The sequence below is a fragment of the Pseudomonas fluorescens genome, from assembly GCF_002837185.1.
GTDB lineage: Bacteria > Pseudomonadota > Gammaproteobacteria > Pseudomonadales > Pseudomonadaceae > Aquipseudomonas > Aquipseudomonas fluorescens_AM.
The window spans coordinates 45,916-66,023 of record NZ_KZ478008.1 but is presented as its reverse complement, the minus strand read 5'-3'; the positions used below and the strand labels follow the sequence as shown (position 1 = coordinate 66,023).

16 protein-coding genes are annotated in these 20,108 nt (G+C 60.6%); 7 read left to right on the top strand and 9 right to left on the bottom strand.

What is annotated here, in order from left to right; translation table 11 throughout:
• Window positions 1-54 precede the first annotated feature (54 nt).
• On the bottom strand, window positions 55-1,455 hold the full coding sequence (locus CIB54_RS19895) for a transglycosylase SLT domain-containing protein (protein WP_065952421.1): 1,401 nt from the start codon (window positions 1,453-1,455) through the stop codon (window positions 55-57).
• Between the two features lie 98 nt (window positions 1,456-1,553).
• Window positions 1,554-2,321: a hydroxyacylglutathione hydrolase gene (gene gloB, locus CIB54_RS19890; RefSeq protein WP_101220739.1), complete on the bottom strand. Its 768-nt coding sequence runs from the start codon at window positions 2,319-2,321 to the stop codon at window positions 1,554-1,556.
• A gap of 65 nt (window positions 2,322-2,386) precedes the next feature.
• Here gloB and CIB54_RS19885 point away from each other — a divergent pair, with 65 nt between their 5' ends.
• The 5 genes from CIB54_RS19885 (at window position 2,387) to CIB54_RS19865 (ending at window position 7,526) form a co-directional block, all read left to right on the top strand.
• Window positions 2,387-3,145: a class I SAM-dependent methyltransferase gene (locus CIB54_RS19885; protein ID WP_065952423.1), complete on the top strand. Its 759-nt coding sequence runs from the start codon at window positions 2,387-2,389 to the stop codon at window positions 3,143-3,145.
• 30 nt (window positions 3,146-3,175) lie between these two features.
• The gene (gene rnhA / locus CIB54_RS19880) at window positions 3,176-3,628 is read left to right on the top strand and encodes a ribonuclease HI (RefSeq protein ID WP_101220738.1); all 453 of its coding nucleotides are present in this window, start codon (window positions 3,176-3,178) and stop codon (window positions 3,626-3,628) included.
• A 67-nt stretch (window positions 3,629-3,695) separates the two neighbouring features.
• On the top strand, window positions 3,696-4,436 hold the full coding sequence (gene dnaQ, locus CIB54_RS19875; protein ID WP_162515432.1) for a DNA polymerase III subunit epsilon: 741 nt from the start codon (window positions 3,696-3,698) through the stop codon (window positions 4,434-4,436).
• A gap of 244 nt (window positions 4,437-4,680) precedes the next feature.
• Entirely contained in the window at window positions 4,681-6,936 is a 2,256-nt protein-coding gene (locus CIB54_RS19870; RefSeq protein ID WP_065952425.1) for an Orn/Lys/Arg family decarboxylase, read from the top strand.
• Window positions 6,937-6,944: 8 nt separating this feature from the next.
• Window positions 6,945-7,526, top strand: coding sequence for a GNAT family N-acetyltransferase (locus tag CIB54_RS19865; RefSeq protein WP_065952426.1), 582 nt, complete (start codon window positions 6,945-6,947; stop codon window positions 7,524-7,526).
• Window positions 7,527-7,534: 8 nt separating this feature from the next.
• On the opposite strand, the gene CIB54_RS19860 is transcribed toward CIB54_RS19865, so the two are convergent.
• Entirely contained in the window at window positions 7,535-8,443 is a 909-nt protein-coding gene (locus CIB54_RS19860; RefSeq protein ID WP_065952427.1) for a LysR substrate-binding domain-containing protein, read from the bottom strand.
• 182 nt (window positions 8,444-8,625) lie between these two features.
• On the opposite strand from CIB54_RS19860, the gene CIB54_RS19855 reads away from it, so the two are divergent.
• The gene (locus CIB54_RS19855; protein ID WP_065952436.1) at window positions 8,626-8,964 is read left to right on the top strand and encodes a hypothetical protein; all 339 of its coding nucleotides are present in this window, start codon (window positions 8,626-8,628) and stop codon (window positions 8,962-8,964) included.
• Between the two features lie 49 nt (window positions 8,965-9,013).
• Here the strand turns inward: CIB54_RS19855 and CIB54_RS19850 are convergent, their stop codons facing one another.
• Window positions 9,014-9,250 (bottom strand): hypothetical protein, encoded by a 237-nt coding sequence (locus tag CIB54_RS19850; protein WP_065952428.1) that lies wholly within the window; start codon window positions 9,248-9,250, stop codon window positions 9,014-9,016.
• Window positions 9,251-9,476: 226 nt separating this feature from the next.
• Here CIB54_RS19850 and CIB54_RS19845 point away from each other — a divergent pair, with 226 nt between their 5' ends.
• On the top strand, window positions 9,477-10,034 hold the full coding sequence (locus tag CIB54_RS19845; protein ID WP_101220737.1) for an NADPH-dependent FMN reductase: 558 nt from the start codon (window positions 9,477-9,479) through the stop codon (window positions 10,032-10,034).
• A gap of 51 nt (window positions 10,035-10,085) precedes the next feature.
• Here CIB54_RS19845 and poxB read toward each other — a convergent pair whose 3' ends face one another.
• The 5 genes from poxB to CIB54_RS19820 all read right to left on the bottom strand — a co-directional run bounded on the left by poxB (window position 10,086) and on the right by CIB54_RS19820 (window position 19,926).
• Window positions 10,086-11,810, bottom strand: coding sequence for a ubiquinone-dependent pyruvate dehydrogenase (gene poxB, locus CIB54_RS19840; protein ID WP_101220736.1), 1,725 nt, complete (start codon window positions 11,808-11,810; stop codon window positions 10,086-10,088).
• 254 nt (window positions 11,811-12,064) lie between these two features.
• Window positions 12,065-12,559 (bottom strand): DUF934 domain-containing protein, encoded by a 495-nt coding sequence (locus CIB54_RS19835; protein ID WP_101220735.1) that lies wholly within the window; start codon window positions 12,557-12,559, stop codon window positions 12,065-12,067.
• Window positions 12,543-14,201, bottom strand: coding sequence for a nitrite/sulfite reductase (locus tag CIB54_RS19830; protein WP_065952432.1), 1,659 nt, complete (start codon window positions 14,199-14,201; stop codon window positions 12,543-12,545). Before CIB54_RS19830 ends, CIB54_RS19835 begins: the two co-directional genes overlap by 17 nt.
• Window positions 14,202-14,746: 545 nt before the next feature.
• Window positions 14,747-14,965: a DUF2970 domain-containing protein gene (locus tag CIB54_RS19825; RefSeq protein WP_065952433.1), complete on the bottom strand. Its 219-nt coding sequence runs from the start codon at window positions 14,963-14,965 to the stop codon at window positions 14,747-14,749.
• Window positions 14,966-15,078: 113 nt separating this feature from the next.
• Complete coding sequence (locus CIB54_RS19820) at window positions 15,079-19,926, bottom strand: dermonecrotic toxin domain-containing protein (protein WP_101220734.1); 4,848 nt, start codon at window positions 19,924-19,926, stop codon at window positions 15,079-15,081.
• Window positions 19,927-20,108 lie beyond the last annotated feature (182 nt).

Sequence of the window (20,108 nt, the reverse complement as noted above, 5' to 3'; positions counted from 1 at the left end):
CCGCAATCGGGGGCAAGCCCCCTCCCACATGAGTTCCCCAGTGTTTCTGAGGCCTCAGCGCGGCCCCGAAACCACCAGCATCTGGCCGGGCTTCAACGCCTGGCCGGTACGCGGGTTCCAGCGCTTGAGGTGTTGCATCTCGACATTGAAGCGCTTGGCGACCATGTACAGCGAGTCGCCTTTCTTGACCTTGTACTGCACAGGCTTTGTTGCAGCGGCTTTACGCGTGTCCTGCATCACCAGGGTCTGGCCGACCTTGAGCGCCTGGCCGTTGAGCTTGTTCCAGCGCTGCAGGTCATGCACATCGACCTTGTTGGCCTTGGCAATAAGCGTGAGATTGTCGCCGGTGCGCACCTTGTAGCTGCGGGTACGCCCGGCAACCGCCTTGGTCTCGACTTCGTCGAACACCGGCTTCTTCGGGCGCATGCTCAACAACTCTTCGGGCTTCATCGTCGACAGGGTGCTGGTGAGCAGTTGCGCCTTGGAGGTGGGCACCAGCAGATGCTGGGGCCCATCCAGGGTGGTGCGTTGTTTCAGGGCCGGGTTGAGCTGGAACAGCTCGTCTTCATCGATTTCCGCCAGCGCAGCGACCCGGGACAGGTCCATGCTTTGCTTGACTTCAACCACTTCGAAATACGGCGTGTTGGCGATCGGGTTCAGGTTGACGCCGTAGGCCTCAGGCGCCAGCACCACTTGGGACAGCGCCAGGAATTTGGGCACGTAGTCCTTGGTTTCCTGGGGCAGGGGCAGGTTCCAGTAGTCCGTCGGCAGGCCGAGCTTCTCGTTGCGCTCGATGGCCCGGCTGACCGTACCTTCACCCGCATTGTAGGCCGCCAGGGCCAGCAGCCAGTCGCCGTTGAACATGTCATGCAGGCGGGTCAGGTAATCCAGGGCGGCGGTAGTGGAGGCGGTGATATCGCGGCGGCCATCGTAGGCGCGAGTCTGACGCAGGTTGAAGTAGCGCCCGGTGGAGGGAATGAATTGCCACAAACCGACCGCATCGCTGCGCGAATAGGCCATTGGGTTGTAGGCACTTTCAATCACCGGCAGCAGCGCCAGTTCCAGGGGCATGTTGCGCTCTTCAAGGCGCTCGACGATGTAATGAATGTAGAGGCTGCCGCGTTCCCCGGCGTTTTCCAGGAAGGACGGGTTGCTCGCAAACCACAGGCGCTGTTGTTCGATGCGTGGGTTGACGCCGACGCCATCCTGCAATTGAAAGCCCCGACGCATGCGTTCCCAGACATCCTGGGGCACTTCGGGGCTGGGCTTCTCTGAGAGCCAGATAGGTTTTTGCTTGATCTTGGCAGCAAGATTGGGTTTGGGTTGCACGGTGGATTGTGCAGCGTAATTGGTCGATTGGCAGCCCGCCAGAGTTGCGGAGACAGCCACCGCCACGGCTTGAGCCAGGCGGGTCAATGCGTCTGAAGAAATGGAATTACGAATAGATGACGACATTGGCTGGAAGTAAGTTCCGGGCAAAAATGTCGGGCGATTCTAGAAAGCGCTTTGGTTCCGGTCAACCATTCAGAAATTTCGTATCAGATCGCTTCCGCTTAGAACTTATCTTTCCAGGCCCTCAAGCTAGCAAACACCTCGGCCCCAGAGCGGTTGTCGCGTCCATTCCGTTCGTCCGCTTTTTGTTTAACGGATGTTTCAGAGGTGCGCAGAAAAGGATTAGTACGTTTTTCAAGCGCCAGGTTGGACGGCAGCGTCATTTCGCCGCGCGCGCGCAATTGGGCGACTTGCGCCACCCTTTGCGCGATGTCGGTGTTGTGCGGTTCCACGGCTTGGGCAAACTTGAGGTTACTTTGTGTGTATTCGTGGGTGCAGTACACCAGGGTGTCGGCGGGCAGGGCGGCCAGGCGCTCGAGTGAGGTATGCATCTGCTGCGGCGTGCCTTCGAACAGCCGACCGCAACCGGCAGCAAACAGAGTGTCGCCGCACAACAGCACGCCTTGATGGTAATACGCGATATGGCCGAGGGTGTGGCCGGGCACTGCGTACACGACGAAGTCCCAGCCAAGCACGGTGATGCGGTCGTTGTCCTGCAAGTCGACGTCCCGTGCCGGGATGTTTTCGTTCGCAGGGCCGTAGACGTTGGCGCCGGTCAGCTTTTTGAGTTGCTCGACACCACCGACATGATCATGGTGATGGTGAGTGACCAGGATGTCGCTGAGTACCCAGGCCGGGTTCTGCTCAAGCCACGCGATTACCGGCGCGGCGTCACCGGGATCGACCACGGCGCAACGTTGGCTTCGCTCATCCTGTAACAACCAGATGTAGTTATCGGTGAAGGCGGGCAGGGCACTGATCTGTATCATTCTTCGATTCGCCAAGCTGAACACATTGGTGCATCTTAGAACGTCTAGGCGAATTGGAGAATGCAATGACTGATAAAGCGTTCGCCCAGGCCGATCCTGAGTGGCTGGCTCTGATCGGTGCCGCCCGCGAATGGCTGTCCGGGCCGCTGGGGCAGTTTCTGCTGGATGAAGAACGGCGCATGCTCGACGACGAGCTGGGCCGATTCTTTGGTGGCTATCTGGTGCATTACGGCCCCTCGGCCGAGCCGCCGCCGTGCGCACCGCAGGTACAACGCAATGTACGCCTGGGGGCGCCGTTGCCGGGCGTGGAAATCGTCTGCGAGGAGCAGGCCTGGCCATTGAGCGAACACGCCGCCGATGTGGTGGTGTTGCAGCACGGCCTGGATTTCTGCCTGTCTCCCCACGGTTTGTTGCGCGAAGCCGCGAGCAGCGTGCGCCCGGGTGGCCATTTGCTGATTGTTGGCATCAACCCCTGGAGCAGCTGGGGCCTGCGCCACGTGTTCGCCCAGGACGGTCTGCGCCAGGCGCGTTGCATCGCGCCTTCACGGGTGGGTGACTGGTTGAACCTGCTGGGCTTCGCGCTGGAGAAACGCCGCTTCGGGTGCTATCGTCCGCCGCTTGCGTCCGCCAAGTGGCAGGGCCGCCTCGCCGGCTGGGAACGCCGTGCCGGGGCCTGGCAACTGTCGGGTGGCGGCTTCTATTTATTGGTGGCGCGCAAGATCGCGGTCGGGCTGCGGCCGGTGCAGCAAGTGCGCCGCGAACCGCTCGGCAAGCTGGTACCGATGCCGCTGGCCAAGGTCAACCGCGAACAACGCCAACCGTAAAACCTCTTTTTGATTCAGGCCGAATAACCGATGACCGATAGTGTAGAGCTCTTCACCGATGGCGCCTGCAAGGGCAACCCCGGCCCCGGCGGGTGGGGCGCGTTGCTGGTGTGCAAGGGTGTGGAGAAGGAGTTGTGGGGCGGCGAAGCCAATACCACCAACAACCGTATGGAACTGATGGGCGCCATTCGCGGCCTTGAAGAGCTCAAGCGGCGCTGCGACGTCCTGCTGGTGACCGACTCGCAATATGTGATGAAGGGCATCAACGAGTGGATGGTCAACTGGAAGAAGCGCGGTTGGAAGACGGCGTCCAAGGAGCCGGTCAAGAATGCCGACCTGTGGCAATTGCTCGATGAGCAATGCAATCGCCATGACATCACCTGGAAATGGGTGCGCGGGCATATCGGCCATCCAGGCAACGAGCGCGCCGACCAACTGGCCAACCGTGGCGTGGATGAAGTGCGCGGCTACAAGCAGAGCTGATGCCGGCTGACGTGTTAACATCGCGCCCTTTGATCTACACACCGTTGAGAGCTGAACCCTGATGGCCATCCGATCCGTTGTACTCGATACCGAAACCACCGGCATGCCGGTGACCGATGGTCACCGGATCATCGAAATCGGTTGCGTCGAACTGATGGGGCGCCGCCTGACCGGTCGTCACTTCCACGTCTACCTGCAACCGGACCGCGACAGTGACGAAGGCGCGATCGGCGTCCACGGCATCACCGACGAATTCCTCAAGGGCAAGCCGCGCTTTGCCGAAGTGGCCGATGAGTTTTTCGAGTTCATCAACGGCGCCCAACTGATCATCCATAACGCGGCGTTCGACGTCGGCTTCATCAATAATGAATTTGCCTTGATGGGGCAGATGGACCGAGCGGATATTTCCCGGCACTGCTCGATCCTCGACACCTTGATGATGGCCCGCGAGCGTCACCCCGGCCAACGCAACAGCCTTGATGCCTTGTGCAAGCGTTATGGCGTCGACAACTCCGGGCGTGAACTGCACGGCGCCTTGCTCGACTCCGAGATCCTGGCTGACGTTTACCTGACCATGACCGGTGGGCAGACCAGCCTGTCGCTGGCCGGTAATGCAACCGATGGCAGCGGTTCGGCGGAAGGCTCGGGCAATCGTCCCTCGGAGATCCGTCGCCTGCCGGCTGACCGCAGGCCCACGCCTGTCATCCGTGCCAGCGAGCAGGATCTGGCCGAGCATGCCGCGCGGCTGGAAGCGATTGCCAAGGCGGCCGGCGCGCCGGCGCTGTGGACTCAGCTGACGCAGCAGTAATCCTGGTTCATCGCGGTAAAACTGTGCGCGGGGCGGTGCGACGATTCGACTTGCCCGCGAAGGCGTCGGCCCAGCAGACATTGATGTTGGTTGACCCACCGCTATCGGGGGCAAGCCCCCTCCCACAGGGGATCTGCGCTCATACCCCTCCCACAGTTTACTTCCCTCGTTTTCGAAATCTTCATTCGCCACATTCGCTTCCAGCTTCTACCCTGAGTGCAAGCCCTCAGGAGTAGGAGCGCTCATGTACAAAGACCTGAAGTTTCCCGTCCTTATCGTGCACCGTGACATCAAGGCTGACACCGTTGCCGGTGACCGGGTTCGAGGCATTGCCAGGGAGTTGGAGCAGGAGGGCTTCAGTATCTTTTCTGCGGTGGATTACGCCGAAGGGCGATTGGTGGCGTCCACCCACCATGGCCTTGCGTGTATGCTGATTGCCGCAGAAGGCGCCGGGGAAAACACCCACTTGCTGCAAAACATGGTCGAGCTGATCCGCCTGGCGCGGGTGAGGGCGCCCAGCCTGCCGATCTTCGCCCTGGGCGAACAAGTCACCCTGGAAAACGCCCCGGCTGACGCCATGAGCGAACTCAACCAGCTGCGCGGCATTCTGTATCTGTTCGAAGACACCGTACCGTTTCTGGCGCGCCAGGTCGCCCGCGCTGCGCGAGCCTACCTCGATGGCCTGTTGCCGCCGTTCTTCAAGGCCCTGGTGCAACACACCGCCGACTCCAATTACTCCTGGCATACCCCGGGCCACGGCGGTGGTGTGGCGTATCGCAAAAGCCCGGTAGGGCAGGCGTTTCATCAGTTCTTCGGCGAGAACACCTTGCGTTCGGACCTGTCCGTTTCCGTCCCCGAACTGGGCTCGCTGCTCGATCACACCGGGCCGCTGGCCGAAGCCGAAGCCCGCGCCGCCCGCAACTTCGGCGCCGACCATACGTTCTTCGTGATCAACGGCACCTCCACCGCCAACAAAATCGTCTGGCACTCCATGGTGGGCCGCGACGATCTGGTATTGGTGGATCGCAATTGCCACAAGTCAGTGCTGCATTCGATCATCATGACCGGCGCGATCCCGTTGTACCTGTGCCCGGAACGCAACGAACTGGGCATCATCGGCCCCATTCCCTTGAGTGAATTCAGCCCCGAATCGATCCGCGCCAAGATCGCCGCCAGCCCGCTGACCCGTGGCCGCCCGGCGAAGGTCAAGCTGGCGGTGGTGACCAATTCCACCTACGACGGCCTGTGCTACAACGCCGAACTGATCAAGCAGCAGTTGGGCAACAGCGTAGAGGTGCTGCACTTCGATGAGGCCTGGTATGCCTACGCGGCGTTCCACGAGTTTTTCGCCGGACGCTATGGCATGGGCACGTTGCGGACACCGGACAGCCCGCTGGTGTTCACCACGCACTCCACCCACAAGTTGCTGGCGGCCTTCAGTCAGGCATCGATGATCCATGTGCAGGATGGCGGTGCGCGGCAGCTGGACCGCGACCGTTTCAACGAAGCGTTCATGATGCATATCTCCACGTCGCCGCAATACAGCATCATCGCCTCGCTGGACGTAGCATCGGCGATGATGGAAGGCCCGGCGGGACGCTCGCTGTTGCAGGAAATGTTCGACGAGGCCCTGAGTTTCCGCCGTGCACTGGCCAATCTGCGTCAGCATATCGCCGCCGATGATTGGTGGTTTTCCATCTGGCAGCCACCCTCGGTGGCCGGTATCGATCGGGTCGCCACGGCCGACTGGCTGCTGCACCCCCAGGACGACTGGCATGGTTTTGGCGATGTGGCTGAAGATTATGTGCTGCTGGACCCGATCAAGGTCACGCTGGTGATGCCCGGCCTCAACGCCGGTGGCGCCTTGAGCGATTGCGGGATTCCGGCCGCCGTGGTCAGCAAGTTCCTCTGGGAACGCGGCCTGGTGGTGGAGAAGACCGGGCTGTATTCTTTCCTGGTGTTGTTTTCGATGGGCATCACCAAAGGCAAATGGAGTACCTTGCTCACCGAGTTGCTGGAATTCAAGCGCAGCTATGATGCGAATGCCAGCCTGGCCAGTTGCCTGCCTTCGGTATATGCCCAGGGCCCGGTCCGTTATCAAGGCCTGGGGTTGCGCGATCTGTGCAACCAGTTGCACAGTTGTTATCGCAGCAATGCGACGGCCAGGCATCTCAAGCGCATGTACACGGTGTTGCCGCAGATCGCGATGAAGCCGGCCGACGCCTACGACCAGCTGGTCAGGGGCGAAGTGGAGGCGGTGTCCATCGATGCCTTGCCAGGACGCATCGCAGCCGTGATGCTGGTGCCCTATCCGCCGGGTATCCCGTTGATCATGCCGGGCGAGCGCTTTACCGAGTCAACGCGGTCGATCATCGATTACCTGGCGTTCGCCCGCACGTTCGACAGCAGTTTTCCCGGCTTTGTCGCTGATGTGCATGGGCTGCAACATGAAGATGACGGCAGTGGTCGTTGTTACACCGTCGATTGCATCAAAGGTTAAGGAACGTTATGCAAGCTGTCATGAACCCGAAGTATCCAGGGCTCAGTGTGCGAGTCGCCGATGAAGGCTTCGATGCTTATGTATGGGGCAATGACTTCAGTTTCGAGGTCAGTGCCTATGGCGTGCCGCAGATGGACAAACGAGTCGATCAGTGGCCGGTGGAACGCATCCTGCCGTACCGCAAGTGCTACGGCATCGACCCGGAAGAATTCGCCAGCTTTCGCAACGCGCCCGACAGTGCGATCTTCATGGCCTACCTGGATGATCGCGCCGTCGGCCACGTCGTGGTCAGTACCAACTGGAACGGTTTTGCCCACGTTGACGAGTTGGCGGTGGCGCTGCCTGCGCGGCGTCACGGTGTTGCCAAGGCGCTGTTGGATGTGGCGCAATTCTGGGCACGCAAGAAAAACCTGCCGGGCATGATGCTCGAAACCCAGAACAACAACCTGGGTGCCTGCCGCCTGTATGAACGTAGCGGGTATGTAATGGGGGGAATCGATCAACTGCGCTATCGCGGGATTGACCCGCAAACCCGTGAAGTGGCGATTTTCTGGTATCGGCTGTTCAAGACCGAAGTCAGTTCGATCTGAGGCCGCATCTACTGCGGTTTCATCTCGGTGGTCAGCAGGTTGTCGGCCTTTTGCGTGACGATCTCCAGCAACGCGCTCAGGGCCGGTGACGCGGCCCCGTCGTGCAGGGTCAGCGCATACAGCTTGACACTGATCGGTGGTGAAATCGGGCACACATCCAGCCCCGCGTCCCGAGCGCCGAAGGCGGTGAACGGGTCGACAACCGCCAGGCCTTCGCCCGCTTCGACCATGCTGCGCATCATCTGGTACGTCTGCACCCGCGTCTGCACCACCGGCAGCGGGCGCAAGGCTTGCAGCTTGGCGTCCAGCAGGCGGCTCAATGGGTCCTGGCCCTCCAGGCCAATCATCGACTGTCCCGCCAGGTCCTGCAGCGCGATGTACTTCTGCCTGGGTTTGAGCCAGCCATGGGGGGCGAGCAACTGGAGTTTGCCTTGGGCCAGTACGCTGCTTTGAATGTGCGGGTGCTCCGGATCGTGCAGGCTCAGGCCCACGTCGGTTTCATGCAGCAACAGGCTGCGGACGATTTCCCGGGTCGGCTGGCTCGACAGGTTGCACGGCGTGTCCTGGAACCGTCGGCGCAGCAGGGCGATGCTGTGTGGCAACAACTGGCTTGCCAGCGGCGGGGTGCACAGCACGCGCAAGGTCGGCGCGTGATGGTGTTTCAAGCGGCTGGCCAGACGCTGTATCGGCTCCAGTGCTTCGTACAGGGGCGCGATTTGCGTCTGCAACTCCAGGGTTTCACGGGTGGCTTGCAGGCGCCCGCGTACACTGGCAAACAGCATGAAGCCCAGCTGCAGCTCGGCATCCTTGAGGGTGGCGTCCACCTCGCCCACGGGGAGTTGCAACCACTCGGCGGCCGTGCCGAGGTGCCCGGTCTGCAAGATGGCCTGAATCACTTCGATATGACGTAAACGCATGGCCGGAGTCTATGTGCAGCGCGTTGGGGATTCAATGGCGCAGGGCTTTGTGCGCAAAAAAGACTGCGCGCGTCGCCCCGGCCTATGGCGTTGCGCCACGACCCTACTAGAATGCTGTGTCTGATCAGCAACGACCAATGCCGGTGACCCGGTACTTACAACAAAAACAGGTCTGGTCTCAAATGCCTCTACCCTCGACACTCTTCGGGGTAACGGCCAAGCAACTGCTGGTCCTGGTGACCGTGGGATGCATGGCGGCTTACTTCTTCAATAATCACGCCGAACACACACCGGAGGACCTCGCACTTGAAGCGTTTATTCGCTCCCAAGAACGGGTCGGCGAGCAGGTGGGCGCGGTGCTCGGTATCACGTTGATCAGGCAGGTGCAGGCCTATCCCGCTTATGACCGGGCGGGCTATACGCGCTCGATGTATGCGGTGGAGGGGGAAAGAGGGCAGGTGGTGGTGACGCTCAAGCAAGGCGAGCAGGGCATCGAAGTGACGCAAATCCGCAGCCCGTGAGCATCCCCAGCCCAGTCGCCTGGACTGGGCAGGTGGTGAAGGCTGAATCTTATGAGGCGAGGGTGTTCTTCGATTCGCGTACGAGGATCGTGCCCGATTGAATCAATCTGAACTCATCACCCTCCAGCTTCTCCACCCGGTCGCCAATGGCCAGCTTGTAGGTGACGGCAGGCGCCGAGCCCGCCAGGTCGCCTTGCGCCGGTTCGGATTCCTGGAACTCATGCACCGAATATACGCGGCCTTCTGCGTCTCTGGCATGAAACTGTCCGACTAGTACTGCTGCCATCTGTTTAGAACCTCTGGAGATAAACACTCGATTTGCGGTTCTGTAGACCGTCAGGGAGCGGGGTAGTTTACCTATAAGAAAAAAATACTATTCGTTTAAAATTTCAGACGTTTCCCACGCATGTGATTGCGCGCCAACTTATGCAGCATTCTCAAAACCCGCTGGTGCGCGCGCGGTGAAATCTTTATAACTACAGGCTCCTTTAGTCAGACGTCGGGAAACCTCAATGAGCAAGGTCTACACGATTGCCGTCCTGGTTGGCAGCTTGAGAAAAGACTCGATCAACCGCAAGGTCGCCTTGGCCCTGGCCGAGCTGGCGCCTGCCAACCTGAAACTGAGTATTGTTGAAATTGGCGATTTGCCGCTCTACAACGAGGACATAGACGGACCAGGCGCGCCGCAAGCCTACAGCACTTTCCGTCAACAGGTGAGTTCATCCGACGCGGTGCTGTTCGTAACGCCCGAATACAACCGTTCCGTGCCGGCGCCGTTGAAGAATGCCATCGATGTCGGGTCGCGCCCGTACGGGCAGAGTGCCTGGAGCGGCAAGCCCGGAGCGATCATCAGCGTATCGCCGGGCGCCATTGGTGGCTTTGGAGCCAACCATCACCTGCGCCAGTCCCTGGTGTTTCTTGACGTGTGGTGCATGCAACAGCCCGAAGCCTACCTGGGCGGAGCGGGCAGTGTGTTCGATGAGGCCGGCAAGCTGTCGGAAAAGACCAGGCCGTTCCTGCAGGCATTTATTGATGCCTACGGCCAATGGGTCGAAAAACAACAGGGCTGAATTGAACAATGAGTCCGAATGCGGGAGGGGTCTGCCCCTCCCGCCGTTGGATCAGCGCAGCCAGTTGGTGCGCGCCAGTTCGATCACTTCATCGCCACGCCCGCTCATCACCGCTTTGAGCATATACAGGCTGAACCCCTTGGCCTGTTCGAGTTTGATCGTCGGCGGCATCACCAACTCCTGGGTTGCCGTGACCACATCCACCAGCACCGGGCCGTTGTGGGCCAGCGCGCGGCGCAGGGCCGGCTCAAGGTCCTCGGATTGTTCCACGCGAATCCCCAGGATACCCATGGCATTGGACATGGCCGCGAAATCCGGGTTTTTCAACTCGGTGCCCGTGTCCAGGTAGCCTGCGGCCTTCATCTCCATTGCGACGAAACCCAGTGACGCGTTGTTGAACACGATCACTTTGACGGGGAGGTTCAATTGCGCCAGCGAAATGAAATCCCCCATCAACATGGTGAAACCGCCGTCGCCCGACATCGAGATCACCTGCCGACCCGGGAACGCCGCCTGCGCGCCGATGGCCTGGGGCATGGCGTTGGCCATGGAGCCATGGTTGAACGAGCCGATCAGGCGGCGCTTGCCGTTCATCTTCAGGTAGCGCGCGGCCCATACGGTCGGTGAACCGACATCGGCGGTGAAGATCGCATCATCATCGGCCAGTTCGCTAAGCAGGCGTGCCACGTATTGGGGATGGATCGGTCGATCCGCCTTGGACGGTTGCGCGAGGTCATCCAGGCCCTGGCGCGCTTTCTCGTAATGCTTCAGGGAGGTTTCAAGGAAGCTGCGATCGGTCTTGCGCGTCAGACGCGGCAGCAGCGCGCAGAGGGTCTCACTGACATCGGCGGCGATGCCCAGGTCCAGCGTCGTACGTCGGCCCAGGGCCTGCGGGTCGCGGTCAACCTGGATAATCCTGGCATCGGTCGGGTAGAACTGACGGTAAGGGAAATCGGTGCCGAGCATGATCAGCGTGTCGCAGTCGAGCATCGCGTGGTAGCCGGAGCTGAAACCGATCAGGCCGGTCATGCCCACATCGAACGGGTTATCCCACTCCACATGTTCCTTGCCGCGCAGCGCGTGCACCACCGGCGCGCCGAGGGCGTCGGCCAACGCCACCACCTGGTCATGGGCACCGGCGCAACCGCTGCCGCACAGCAGCGTGACTTTCTCGCTGCTCTGGAGCATATCGCTCAAGCGCTGCAGGTCGGCCTCGGCCGGCAATGTGCGCGGAGCATGCAGCGCCGGCCACGGCTTGAGCTTGTCTTCCACCTCCAGCAGCGACACGTCTCCCGGGATCACCACCACCGCCACGCCCCGATTGAGGATCGCCGAACGCATGGCCCGATGCAGCACGTGGGGCATCTGCTCGGGGTTGCTCACCAGCTCGATAAAGTGGCTGCATTCCTTGAACAGCTCCTGAGGGTGGGTTTCCTGAAAATAATTCAGGCCGATCTCCGAGGACGGAATCTGCGCAGCAATCGCCAGTACCGGCACATGGTTGCGATGGCAGTCGAACAGGCCATTGATCAGATGCAGGTTGCCCGGCCCGCAACTGCCGGCACATACCGTCAACTCACCGGTGGCGGCGGCCTCGGCGCCGGCGGCGAACGCGGCCACTTCTTCGTGGCGCACATGCATCCACTCGATGCTGTCCATGCTGCGCAGGGCGTCGGTGAGGCCATTGAGGCTGTCGCCGGTCAGGCCCCAGATGCGCTTGATACCCGCCTGTTCAAGGGTGGTCGCCAACTGCTGGGCCAGGTTGATTTTCGCCATGAAGAACTCCAATCGTCAGTGAGGTTGAAAAACTGCTGATCAGTAGGGGACAGTTCAATCACGGCGAATGCTCCGCGTTTTATGTGAAGATTGCGTCAGGGAGGGGCTTCACCGCCGCTCCCCTGTGGTAACCGTCGAGCTTGAGCAAGGCCGCGATAGCGGTGGATCAGGCGACGAGTAGATTCGCCGATGAACCTCATCACCGCGCCCATAAAAAAGCCCTGGCATGCCAGGGCTTTTTGGTGCGCCAAGACTCAGCGGCGACGGAACAGCGGTAGCGGCTCATCCGTTGCAGCCTGGTACGTCACCGAAAAGTCCTTGAGACTCTCCAGCGCTTCGTACGGGTCTTTGTCGGCGCGCAGGGCGAAGGCGTCGAACCCGCAGCGGCGCAGGTAGAACAGCTGGTCGCGCAGCACATCGCCAATCGCGCGCAATTCGCCTTTGTAACCATAACGCTCACGCAGCAGGCGCGCATTTGAGTAGTTGCGCCCGTCGGTGAAGGCCGGGAAGTTCAGGGCGATGACCTGGAAGTGCTCGATGTCTTCACCGATCTCTTCGGCTTCTTCATCGGCGTCCAGCCACACACCCAGGCCGCCGTCGCGGGCCTTGAGGGCGTGGCCGTGTTCACGCCACAGTGCCAGCGGCACGATCAGGTCGTCGCAGTTGGAGATGCCGTCGAAGCTCGCGTCCTTGGGCAGCAGGTGCCAGGTTTCGTCGAGGACTTCGTTGTTCTTAATGATTCGCTGCATAGACGCGCTCCTTGAACAGGTCAATGCCGATGCGCTGGTAGGTGTCGATGAAACGCTCATCTTCGGTGCGCTGTTCGATGTACACGTCGATCAGCTTGCCGATCACCTCGGGCATGGCTTCCTGGGCGAAGGATGGGCCGAGGATCTTGCCCAGGCTCGCATCGCGGCTGGCGCTGCCACCCAGGGACACTTGGTAGAATTCTTCGCCTTTCTTGTCCACGCCCAGGATGCCGATGTGGCCGACGTGGTGGTGGCCACAAGCGTTCATGCAGCCGGAAATGTTCAGGTCCAGCTCGCCGATGTCGAACAGGTAGTCCAGGTCGTCGAAGCGGCGCTGGATGGACTCGGCAATCGGGATCGACTTGGCGTTGGCCAGGGAGCAGAAGTCGCCGCCCGGGCAGCAGATGATGTCGGTCAACAGGCCGATGTTCGGCGTGGCGAAACCGCCTTCGCGCAGTTCGCCCCACAGGGTGAACAGTTGGCTCTGCTCGACGTCCGCGAGAATGATGTTCTGCTCGTGGGAGGTGCGCAGTTGGCCGAAGCTGTAGCGCTCGGCCAGGTCGGCGACGGCGTCCAGTTGCTTGTCGGTGATATCGCCCGGCGCTACGCCGGTGGGTTTCAACGACAGGGTCACCGCCACGTAGCCTGGCTGTTTATGCGCCAGGGTGTTGCGGGTGCGCCAGCGGGCGAAACCTGGGTGTTGCTGATCGAGCGCGGACAGTTCGGCATCCTGGTTGGTCAGGGCCTTGTACTCGGGATCGACGAAATGCTTGGCGACGCGATGCACTTCGGCTTCGGTCAGCGTGGTCTGGCCGCCGCGCAGGTGTTCCATCTCGGCGTCGACTTTCTGAGCGAACACCTCGGGCGTCAGCGCTTTTACCAGAATCTTGATCCGCGCCTTGTACTTGTTGTCACGACGACCGTAGCGGTTGTAGACCCGCAGAATGGCATCGAGGTAGCTCAACAGGTCCTGCCAGGGCAGGAACTCGTTGATGAACGCGCCGACCACCGGGGTACGCCCGAGGCCGCCACCCACCAGCACGCGAAAGCCCAGCTCGCCAGCAGCGTTGTGCACCGGCTCCAGGCCGATATCATGCACTTCGATCGCCGCACGGTCCGAGGTCGAGCCATTGATGGCGATCTTGAACTTGCGTGGCAGGTAGGCGAATTCCGGGTGGAAGGTGGTCCACTGACGCACGATCTCGCACCACGGCCGCGGGTCGATCAACTCGTCGGCAGCGACGCCGGCAAACTGGTCGGTGGTCACGTTACGCAGGCAGTTACCGCTGGTCTGAATGGCGTGCATCTGCACGGTGGCCAGTTCAGCGAGGATGTCCGGCACGTCTTCCAGGGCCGGCCAGTTGAACTGTACGTTCTGGCGGGTGCTGATGTGGGCATAGCCTTTGTCGAAGTCGCGGGCAATCCTGGCCATCATCCGCGTCTGGCGCGAAGTCAGTTGGCCATAGGGCACGGCCACCCGCAGCATCGGCGCAAAGCGCTGAACATAAAGGCCATTTTGCAGGCGCAGAGGGCGGAACTCTTCTTCGCTCAGTTCACCTGCTAAGTAGCGTCGGGTCTGATCACGGAACTGCTTGACGCGGTCCTCGATGATGCGCTGATCGTATTCGTCGTATACGTACATATAGGTCCTGTTCTCGGCAAATCTGCGCGCACGGCCGCGCACTCCCAACGGAGCCGGCGCACGATACCAGTTTGCGTATATGCGCAAAAGTGATGTTTGGGTATATGTAAATAACCAAACTGACTAATGAGAACCGTTATCGCCATACCCACATTTGTCATGCGGGCAATCATGATCTTTACTGAGGTCGAGTCTTAGTGCCGTCATCTATAAAACCGACAAGAGGCGATGCAATGAGCAATTCCACCAAAGCCCGTAAACCTGACAGTACCGTGGATGCCTGGGCCATTCTGTTCCTGATCATTCTGGTGGTGGGGACCGCCGTATTCTGGGTCAGTCACCAGTAAAAACGGCTGATTGAGCCTCGATTGAATGTCGCATTGCCATTGTCCTGCGGCTCAATGCCCAAGGCTCAAACCATCATGTTGAAGGTAGCGATGGCGCGTGCGTTATTCCCGGCGCGCCGCGCAGAACAGCTTGGCCCAGCCCGGCGACGTGCCGCAAGGCAATGAGCGCCCCGATTACCTGGTGCTGGTGAATGAGCGTTACACGCCTGCCAGGTGCAGCACCAGCTTGACGATGCCGAACAGCGTCAGCGCAAACACCGCCGTGAACAAAATGCCCAGTACCACGAAATGGCTGGGCTTGCCGTGGGTAAAGTCGCGTGCGCGATTTTTTCCGCTCTGCACGCCAAAGGCTGCCGCCATCACGCTGTGCAGCATCTGCCAGAAGGTCGGCGGTTTGTTGTCGAGTGGATCGTCCATAACACCCTCGTCAGGAAGACTGTCCTACAGAGCATAGACGCCCCGTGTCTATGCACCACCGGCCAGGTGTTGGGCCAGTGGCTGAAAACCTGGGCGCTCTCGCGTCCTCGCGCTTACTCAGGGAGCGCCGCCTGCCTGTTCTCCGGTTCCACGGCCAGCTTGAGGAACAGGTCGTAATCCAGGGGCGGTCTGATCACGGCTTTTTCCAGGTAGATCAGCGCACGGTTGTCTGCCTGTGCCTGTTCGATCAATTCTCTACGTGTAAAGGGCTCCTCTTGCGTGGTCTTCAGGTGGCCGAAGCTGCTGTGCAATACGTCCGTATCGATGAGTGGGTAATGGAAGTGTGCGTGCCACAAGAGGGTGTCCTTGTAAGGTACTCCCGCTGCTATTTTGCTTTTATCGCGCACGGTGTATTTGTCGATGAAGTCGCCGGTCTTCAGTGGCGCGCGACGTTCTGCCAGGTTGATATCGATAAACCCGTGCTTGAACAGATAGGCGACTTTGTAGGCTTGGGGGCGCTGCTGCAGGTAGCCCTCGGCGCACACCTGGTGGGCCAGTGTTCTCAGGTCGTTCGCCTCTTTCCTGTACGTATCTGCCAGCGCCCCGGCCTTTGGGTCCGTGCCGTGGTCGCGTTGGATTTCATCGGCCAAGGCGTCCACTCTGCTTGCCTGCTGGGTCAACATGTCGTCCCAGTCCAGCGGAGTGAGGGTTTCGCGTCGTGTGGGGTCCCGAAGTTTTCGCTGTTCGGTGCGTATCGTGTTCACAATCCCTGGCTTTTGCGCAATCACAGTGTCTGCACTGCGTTTTATCGTGTTCAGCGAACGTACCACCGCAGCTTTGGGCGGTATGACCGGCGCCGCCTGGACAACTTCCACCCAATCCCCTTCCTCGGCATGTTCGAGGTAAGTGGCGAGGGTCTGACCGGTGATCGGGTCCTTGATCTCCACAAAATTGCCGGGCATATCTGCCTGGGGCGGGCGCAAATCCCCCACCAGCGTGTGTTTGCTGCGCGTCTTGATGACTGTTCGGTTGGCGGGCTTCTTCCGGGGCGCAGAGGGCAGACGTGGTACGTCAATGAACCCTTCCTCTATGAGGATCACGTCGGCCAGATGCGCTTCAAGGTCGGCACGATCGGCAACCAGTTGTTCCAGGAACGTCGTCCGATATTCCTCACGTATGAAGCCCGAGCCCATTTCGGTCAGCGAGTTGACGGCGTTCTCCAGCCGTTCATACCGTTCAAGAACACCCTTGAGTACGTCAATTTGCTCCGCTGTCGAGTAGCCGCGGGTCGTACTTAACTCTGTATGAGCTAGCACACAGGTGATGTTTTTCGGGTCGGTGAGGTCAGTGATGAAAGGATGCTCCGCCGCTTCCCGGGAAGGGTGAGTGCGGTTGAGTATCAGCTCGGTGAGCAAAATCAGCGACTGCAGTTTGAAGGTGGTTGAAGAAATGGTTTGATCGGAGGGGTTTTCCCGCAGCAGGAGTTGGCGCAGTACCGGGTCCGCGTTCTTGAGGTAGGTTTCAATGCGTTGGGCTGGCTCGACCATGTGTTTCAGCGCTTCGAGCTGCAGCTTTTTCAAGTGGATATACGCCTCATAGGCGTCTGTGATGTTGCGGGGTAACTCGCTATTGACTCGCTCATGGAGTTCGCTATCAGTTTCGCCGTGTTCGGCGTAATAGGTGTCTGAAAGCCTCTGCGACATGACCTCGAAGACCGCTGCCCAATAGTTATAGAGCATTTTGGTGGCGTTATTGCGCGCACTTGAGTGCGTTGGATCGGTCCTGTCGGCACGCATCAGTTCGCCGGCCTTGGCTTCGATCTGTTGCATCACGGCGTAGGCCGCCTCGGCGTTTTTCTGGTTGTTTTCTATGGCAATATTCCAGGCGATCCTGGCCTGTATCGAACTGAGGCGTCGTTGTTCATGACGGGTTGCAATTCTGCTGTGCAGTTGCGGAATCTGCGCCGAGGTGCCGAGCCTCAGCCAATCCTCGTGCAGGCCCCTTAGCTGCTCGACCCACTGGTTACGGGCAAAGCTCTGTGCTCTTTCGAACGACATCGAGGACATCGCAAAAGGCAGGAACGCGGCGTTGAGCCTGTCCAGATCATTCTTCAGCGCCTTTAATTGATCGCGATGTTCGCGCTGCCATTTATCCAGTTTTTCCCTGGGCATGCCTCCCGCAAGCCTGGCCTTGCGCTCCAGTCGCCAATGCCCTTGTGCATCGCCGGCCAGCTTGAACCCGGGGCGCAGCGGGTGCTTTGGGTCGACCAGATACACCTCGGCGAAACCTGGCACCACACTGACCTGGAACAGCAGCCCGCCGAGGCTGGCGTGCCAGGTGGCGCCGATGCGATACAACCCTTTGAGCGCACCACTGGCCTCCGGCGGCGGCAAGGTTTCAGGCCAGGGCACGTGCACATCGAGTAACGCTTTGAGCAGCCTCGCGCCGGCCTGCGGGGTGGCAATCGAGCGGCTGAAGTCCAGGGCCGTGTGGCCGGTCGCCGGCGGCTCGCCGGGCAGCGCCACCGGGCCATGGCGAACCAGCGGCACGCCAGCCTGAGGCGGCTGGCCCGCAGGGCGGCGCCAGGATGACAAGTGCAGGGCGTTGTCTGGCGGGGCGAGTTCTGCCAGGGCTTGTTGGGGACGGTGTGCTGGCGTAGCGACGTGCAACAGCACCATCGCGGTATTGAGCAGCAGATCGATCAGCGCCAGCTCGCGCGTGGTTGGGTCCGTGCTTTGCAGACCCGCCAGATCCTGTTCCAGGCTGCTGACCAACACCAGCAGCCAACCGCTCAACATGGCCGGGCCGCGTGCCAGGGGCAACAACAAGGTGTTGAACAGCAACCAGGCGCCTTCCATCACAATGGCCCAGCGGCTTTCGCTGTTGGACACCGACGCGCGATCCGCCAGGTCCACCAGCGCCCGTGCGGTGCTGCCGAACAGGTGGTTAGGCAGTTGGCCGTTGATCTGCGACTGCAGCCACTCTTCGGCACCTTCATCGACGGCCAGCGACGCGGGCAGGGGCTGTTCAGGCGGGGCGAATTCATCCCCGGGCAGAAAGCGAATGATGTGCGGCTCGGTGAAGCCGCCGTGGTCGTAGACCGGCCGTGCCCTGTCGCTCAGCCAGGTCAGTACACTGGTCTGCAACTCTCCGGGGGCGGCCAGCGCATTGAGCAAGGCCTGGCGTGTCGGGTATTGATACAGGGCATCGGTATACAACGGTCGATACAGCAGGTGCGGGCCGGTGCCTACGTCGCGGGGTTCGATGATGAAGAAATTGTTCACAGTGTCCGGCGCGGCACCGGTCTTGCGGCACAGGGCCAGAGGGCGCAGCACGATCTCCTGATCGTCAACGACTCTGTCTGCCGGGTTTTCGCTCATCAAGGCTTTTACATACCGATAGCCGGTGGTGGTAACGCCGTATTGCTGCCTGATCGCATATTCCAGCGCGAGCATCGGCAGGTGGACCTTGAGTTCTGTGGTAAACAGGTGTTCTCGTCGGCGCGCCTCTACCGTGTCGGACAGCAGCAACTCCTTGATCTTCTCTGGGTAGCTGGTGCCAATGTCGACGCGCTGGATCAAGCCGTGGCTGCCCAACAGGTAGTCTTCGCTCAGCCAGGCGGGAAGCGTCGCGGTGCTTTTGGAGGACAGCGTCAGTGTGCCTTTGGGCTTGCCGGCGAGATTCTTCAAGGCCAGTTCCGTCAGTGACAGACGCACATGGTCGATAATGCCGGTGGTGCCTGGATAACCGGCTGCTACGGCGAAGTCCAGCATCAGGTCATCGGGGTCGTAATCCCCATGGTCGGTGTGCATCTGCTTGCGCAATGCGTCGCGGCTGAAGGTGTGGATGTTTTCAATGCCCTCGTTGAATGAGCGGCCCTGGTTGTTTTTCAACACCTGCGCCATATCTTGCAGATGGCGGTGGTAGGCAAAACGGTCATCGGCCTTGGCTTGCTTGAGCCATCCGGGCAGTTGGTGATCGATCTCTTGCAACTGCGCCGCCGGTGCCACGGGCAGTTGGGTAAAAAGCACAGCGGGGTCGGTGAGTTTATCCAGGGTACGCGTGAGCACTTCTTCGCCTTGACCTTGAAATGACACGCTCGCCAGGTCCTCCAGTTGCTGGTTGAGAATCAGCCCGGCCTGTTGTTCGAACACGTTGCCGTCGGGTTCATTGCGCCGCCAAGTGAGGCTGTCGAACTGGAACCGGGCCTGCATCCGCGTGCCCCAGGTTTCACCAAAGGCATCCAGGCAATCAAACGACTCGACAGCGCCGGACACGCTGCACAGCAGCACCTGCCTGTCGCGTACCAGCAGCAGGTCTGGGGTCAGCAGGCGTTGTTCGTTTCCGCCTCTGGACAGCGTGGTCTCAATGAAATAGGCATACGTGGCGGGCGTGGAGCGGGGCAGGCGTTCCCGGCTTACGGGCCAGGTGGCGGCGGTTGCCAGCATGTCCCGTTGGGCGTCGCTCAAGGTGGAGGGGCGCGTGGCGGCTGCGCTCATTTGCCCTTGGAGAAACTCGCCAAGCCATTGCCAGCGGCTGCTGCCGTGGCTGTCGAGGGCGCTCCAGTAGTCCGCCAGGTCCTGTTGCCAATGCAGGTAAAGCGAGCCGGGTAACTCGTCGATGATGCGCGCAACCACCTGCATGTCGATGTCGGCCAGGCCGCTTCCGGGTGCGGGCGAGAGGTAGTACGGCATTTCGCCGCGGGGTTGCAGGTCCAGCAGCTGAGGGTTGAGCACATGCGCTATGGCGACGTTCACCAGCAGCGGGAACGCATAACTGCCGGTCACGGTGGGGCTGGCCAGCTTGAGCGTGAGCAGGTCCGGTTTCAGATCCGGGTAGTGTTCCAGAAGGCCCGTGCGCAGCGCCTTGAACAACACTGAAAATAGGCGCGGGCGAGTGGCGAAATGGGCATGGATGGCTTGGCTGGGCAACTGGCTCAGGGCCATGAGTTGAATGGGCATGACGAATTTCCTTTTTTTCTGTAGATAACCCGGCATTGGTGGGTTGCCAGGTCTGCGGACCGATGGTCGGTGCGCAACAGCAAACTCCATTCAGTCGTGATGGCCGCGGTAACGGGATACGCGCAGCGCTAAAACACGCCGGCACATATGCACCACCGATTGCGGTGAGCGTCGTGATGCTC

Excerpts from the sequence above, each read along its gene's own strand:
- CIB54_RS19895 (WP_065952421.1), bottom strand. The coding sequence starts at position 1,455 with ATGTCGTCATCTATTCGTAATTCCATTTCTTCAGACGCATTGACCCGC.
- gloB (WP_101220739.1), bottom strand. The coding sequence starts at position 2,321 with ATGATACAGATCAGTGCCCTGCCCGCCTTCACCGATAACTACATCTGG.
- CIB54_RS19885 (WP_065952423.1), top strand. The coding sequence starts at position 2,387 with ATGACTGATAAAGCGTTCGCCCAGGCCGATCCTGAGTGGCTGGCTCTG.
- rnhA (WP_101220738.1), top strand. The coding sequence starts at position 3,176 with ATGACCGATAGTGTAGAGCTCTTCACCGATGGCGCCTGCAAGGGCAAC.
- CIB54_RS19870 (WP_065952425.1), top strand. The coding sequence starts at position 4,681 with ATGTACAAAGACCTGAAGTTTCCCGTCCTTATCGTGCACCGTGACATC.
- CIB54_RS19865 (WP_065952426.1), top strand. The coding sequence starts at position 6,945 with ATGCAAGCTGTCATGAACCCGAAGTATCCAGGGCTCAGTGTGCGAGTC.
- CIB54_RS19860 (WP_065952427.1), bottom strand. The coding sequence starts at position 8,443 with ATGCGTTTACGTCATATCGAAGTGATTCAGGCCATCTTGCAGACCGGG.
- CIB54_RS19855 (WP_065952436.1), top strand. The coding sequence starts at position 8,626 with ATGCCTCTACCCTCGACACTCTTCGGGGTAACGGCCAAGCAACTGCTG.
- CIB54_RS19850 (WP_065952428.1), bottom strand. The coding sequence starts at position 9,250 with ATGGCAGCAGTACTAGTCGGACAGTTTCATGCCAGAGACGCAGAAGGC.
- CIB54_RS19845 (WP_101220737.1), top strand. The coding sequence starts at position 9,477 with ATGAGCAAGGTCTACACGATTGCCGTCCTGGTTGGCAGCTTGAGAAAA.
- poxB (WP_101220736.1), bottom strand. The coding sequence starts at position 11,810 with ATGGCGAAAATCAACCTGGCCCAGCAGTTGGCGACCACCCTTGAACAG.
- CIB54_RS19835 (WP_101220735.1), bottom strand. The coding sequence starts at position 12,559 with ATGCAGCGAATCATTAAGAACAACGAAGTCCTCGACGAAACCTGGCAC.
- CIB54_RS19830 (WP_065952432.1), bottom strand. The coding sequence starts at position 14,201 with ATGTACGTATACGACGAATACGATCAGCGCATCATCGAGGACCGCGTC.
- CIB54_RS19825 (WP_065952433.1), bottom strand. The coding sequence starts at position 14,965 with ATGGACGATCCACTCGACAACAAACCGCCGACCTTCTGGCAGATGCTG.
- CIB54_RS19820 (WP_101220734.1), bottom strand. The coding sequence starts at position 19,926 with ATGCCCATTCAACTCATGGCCCTGAGCCAGTTGCCCAGCCAAGCCATC.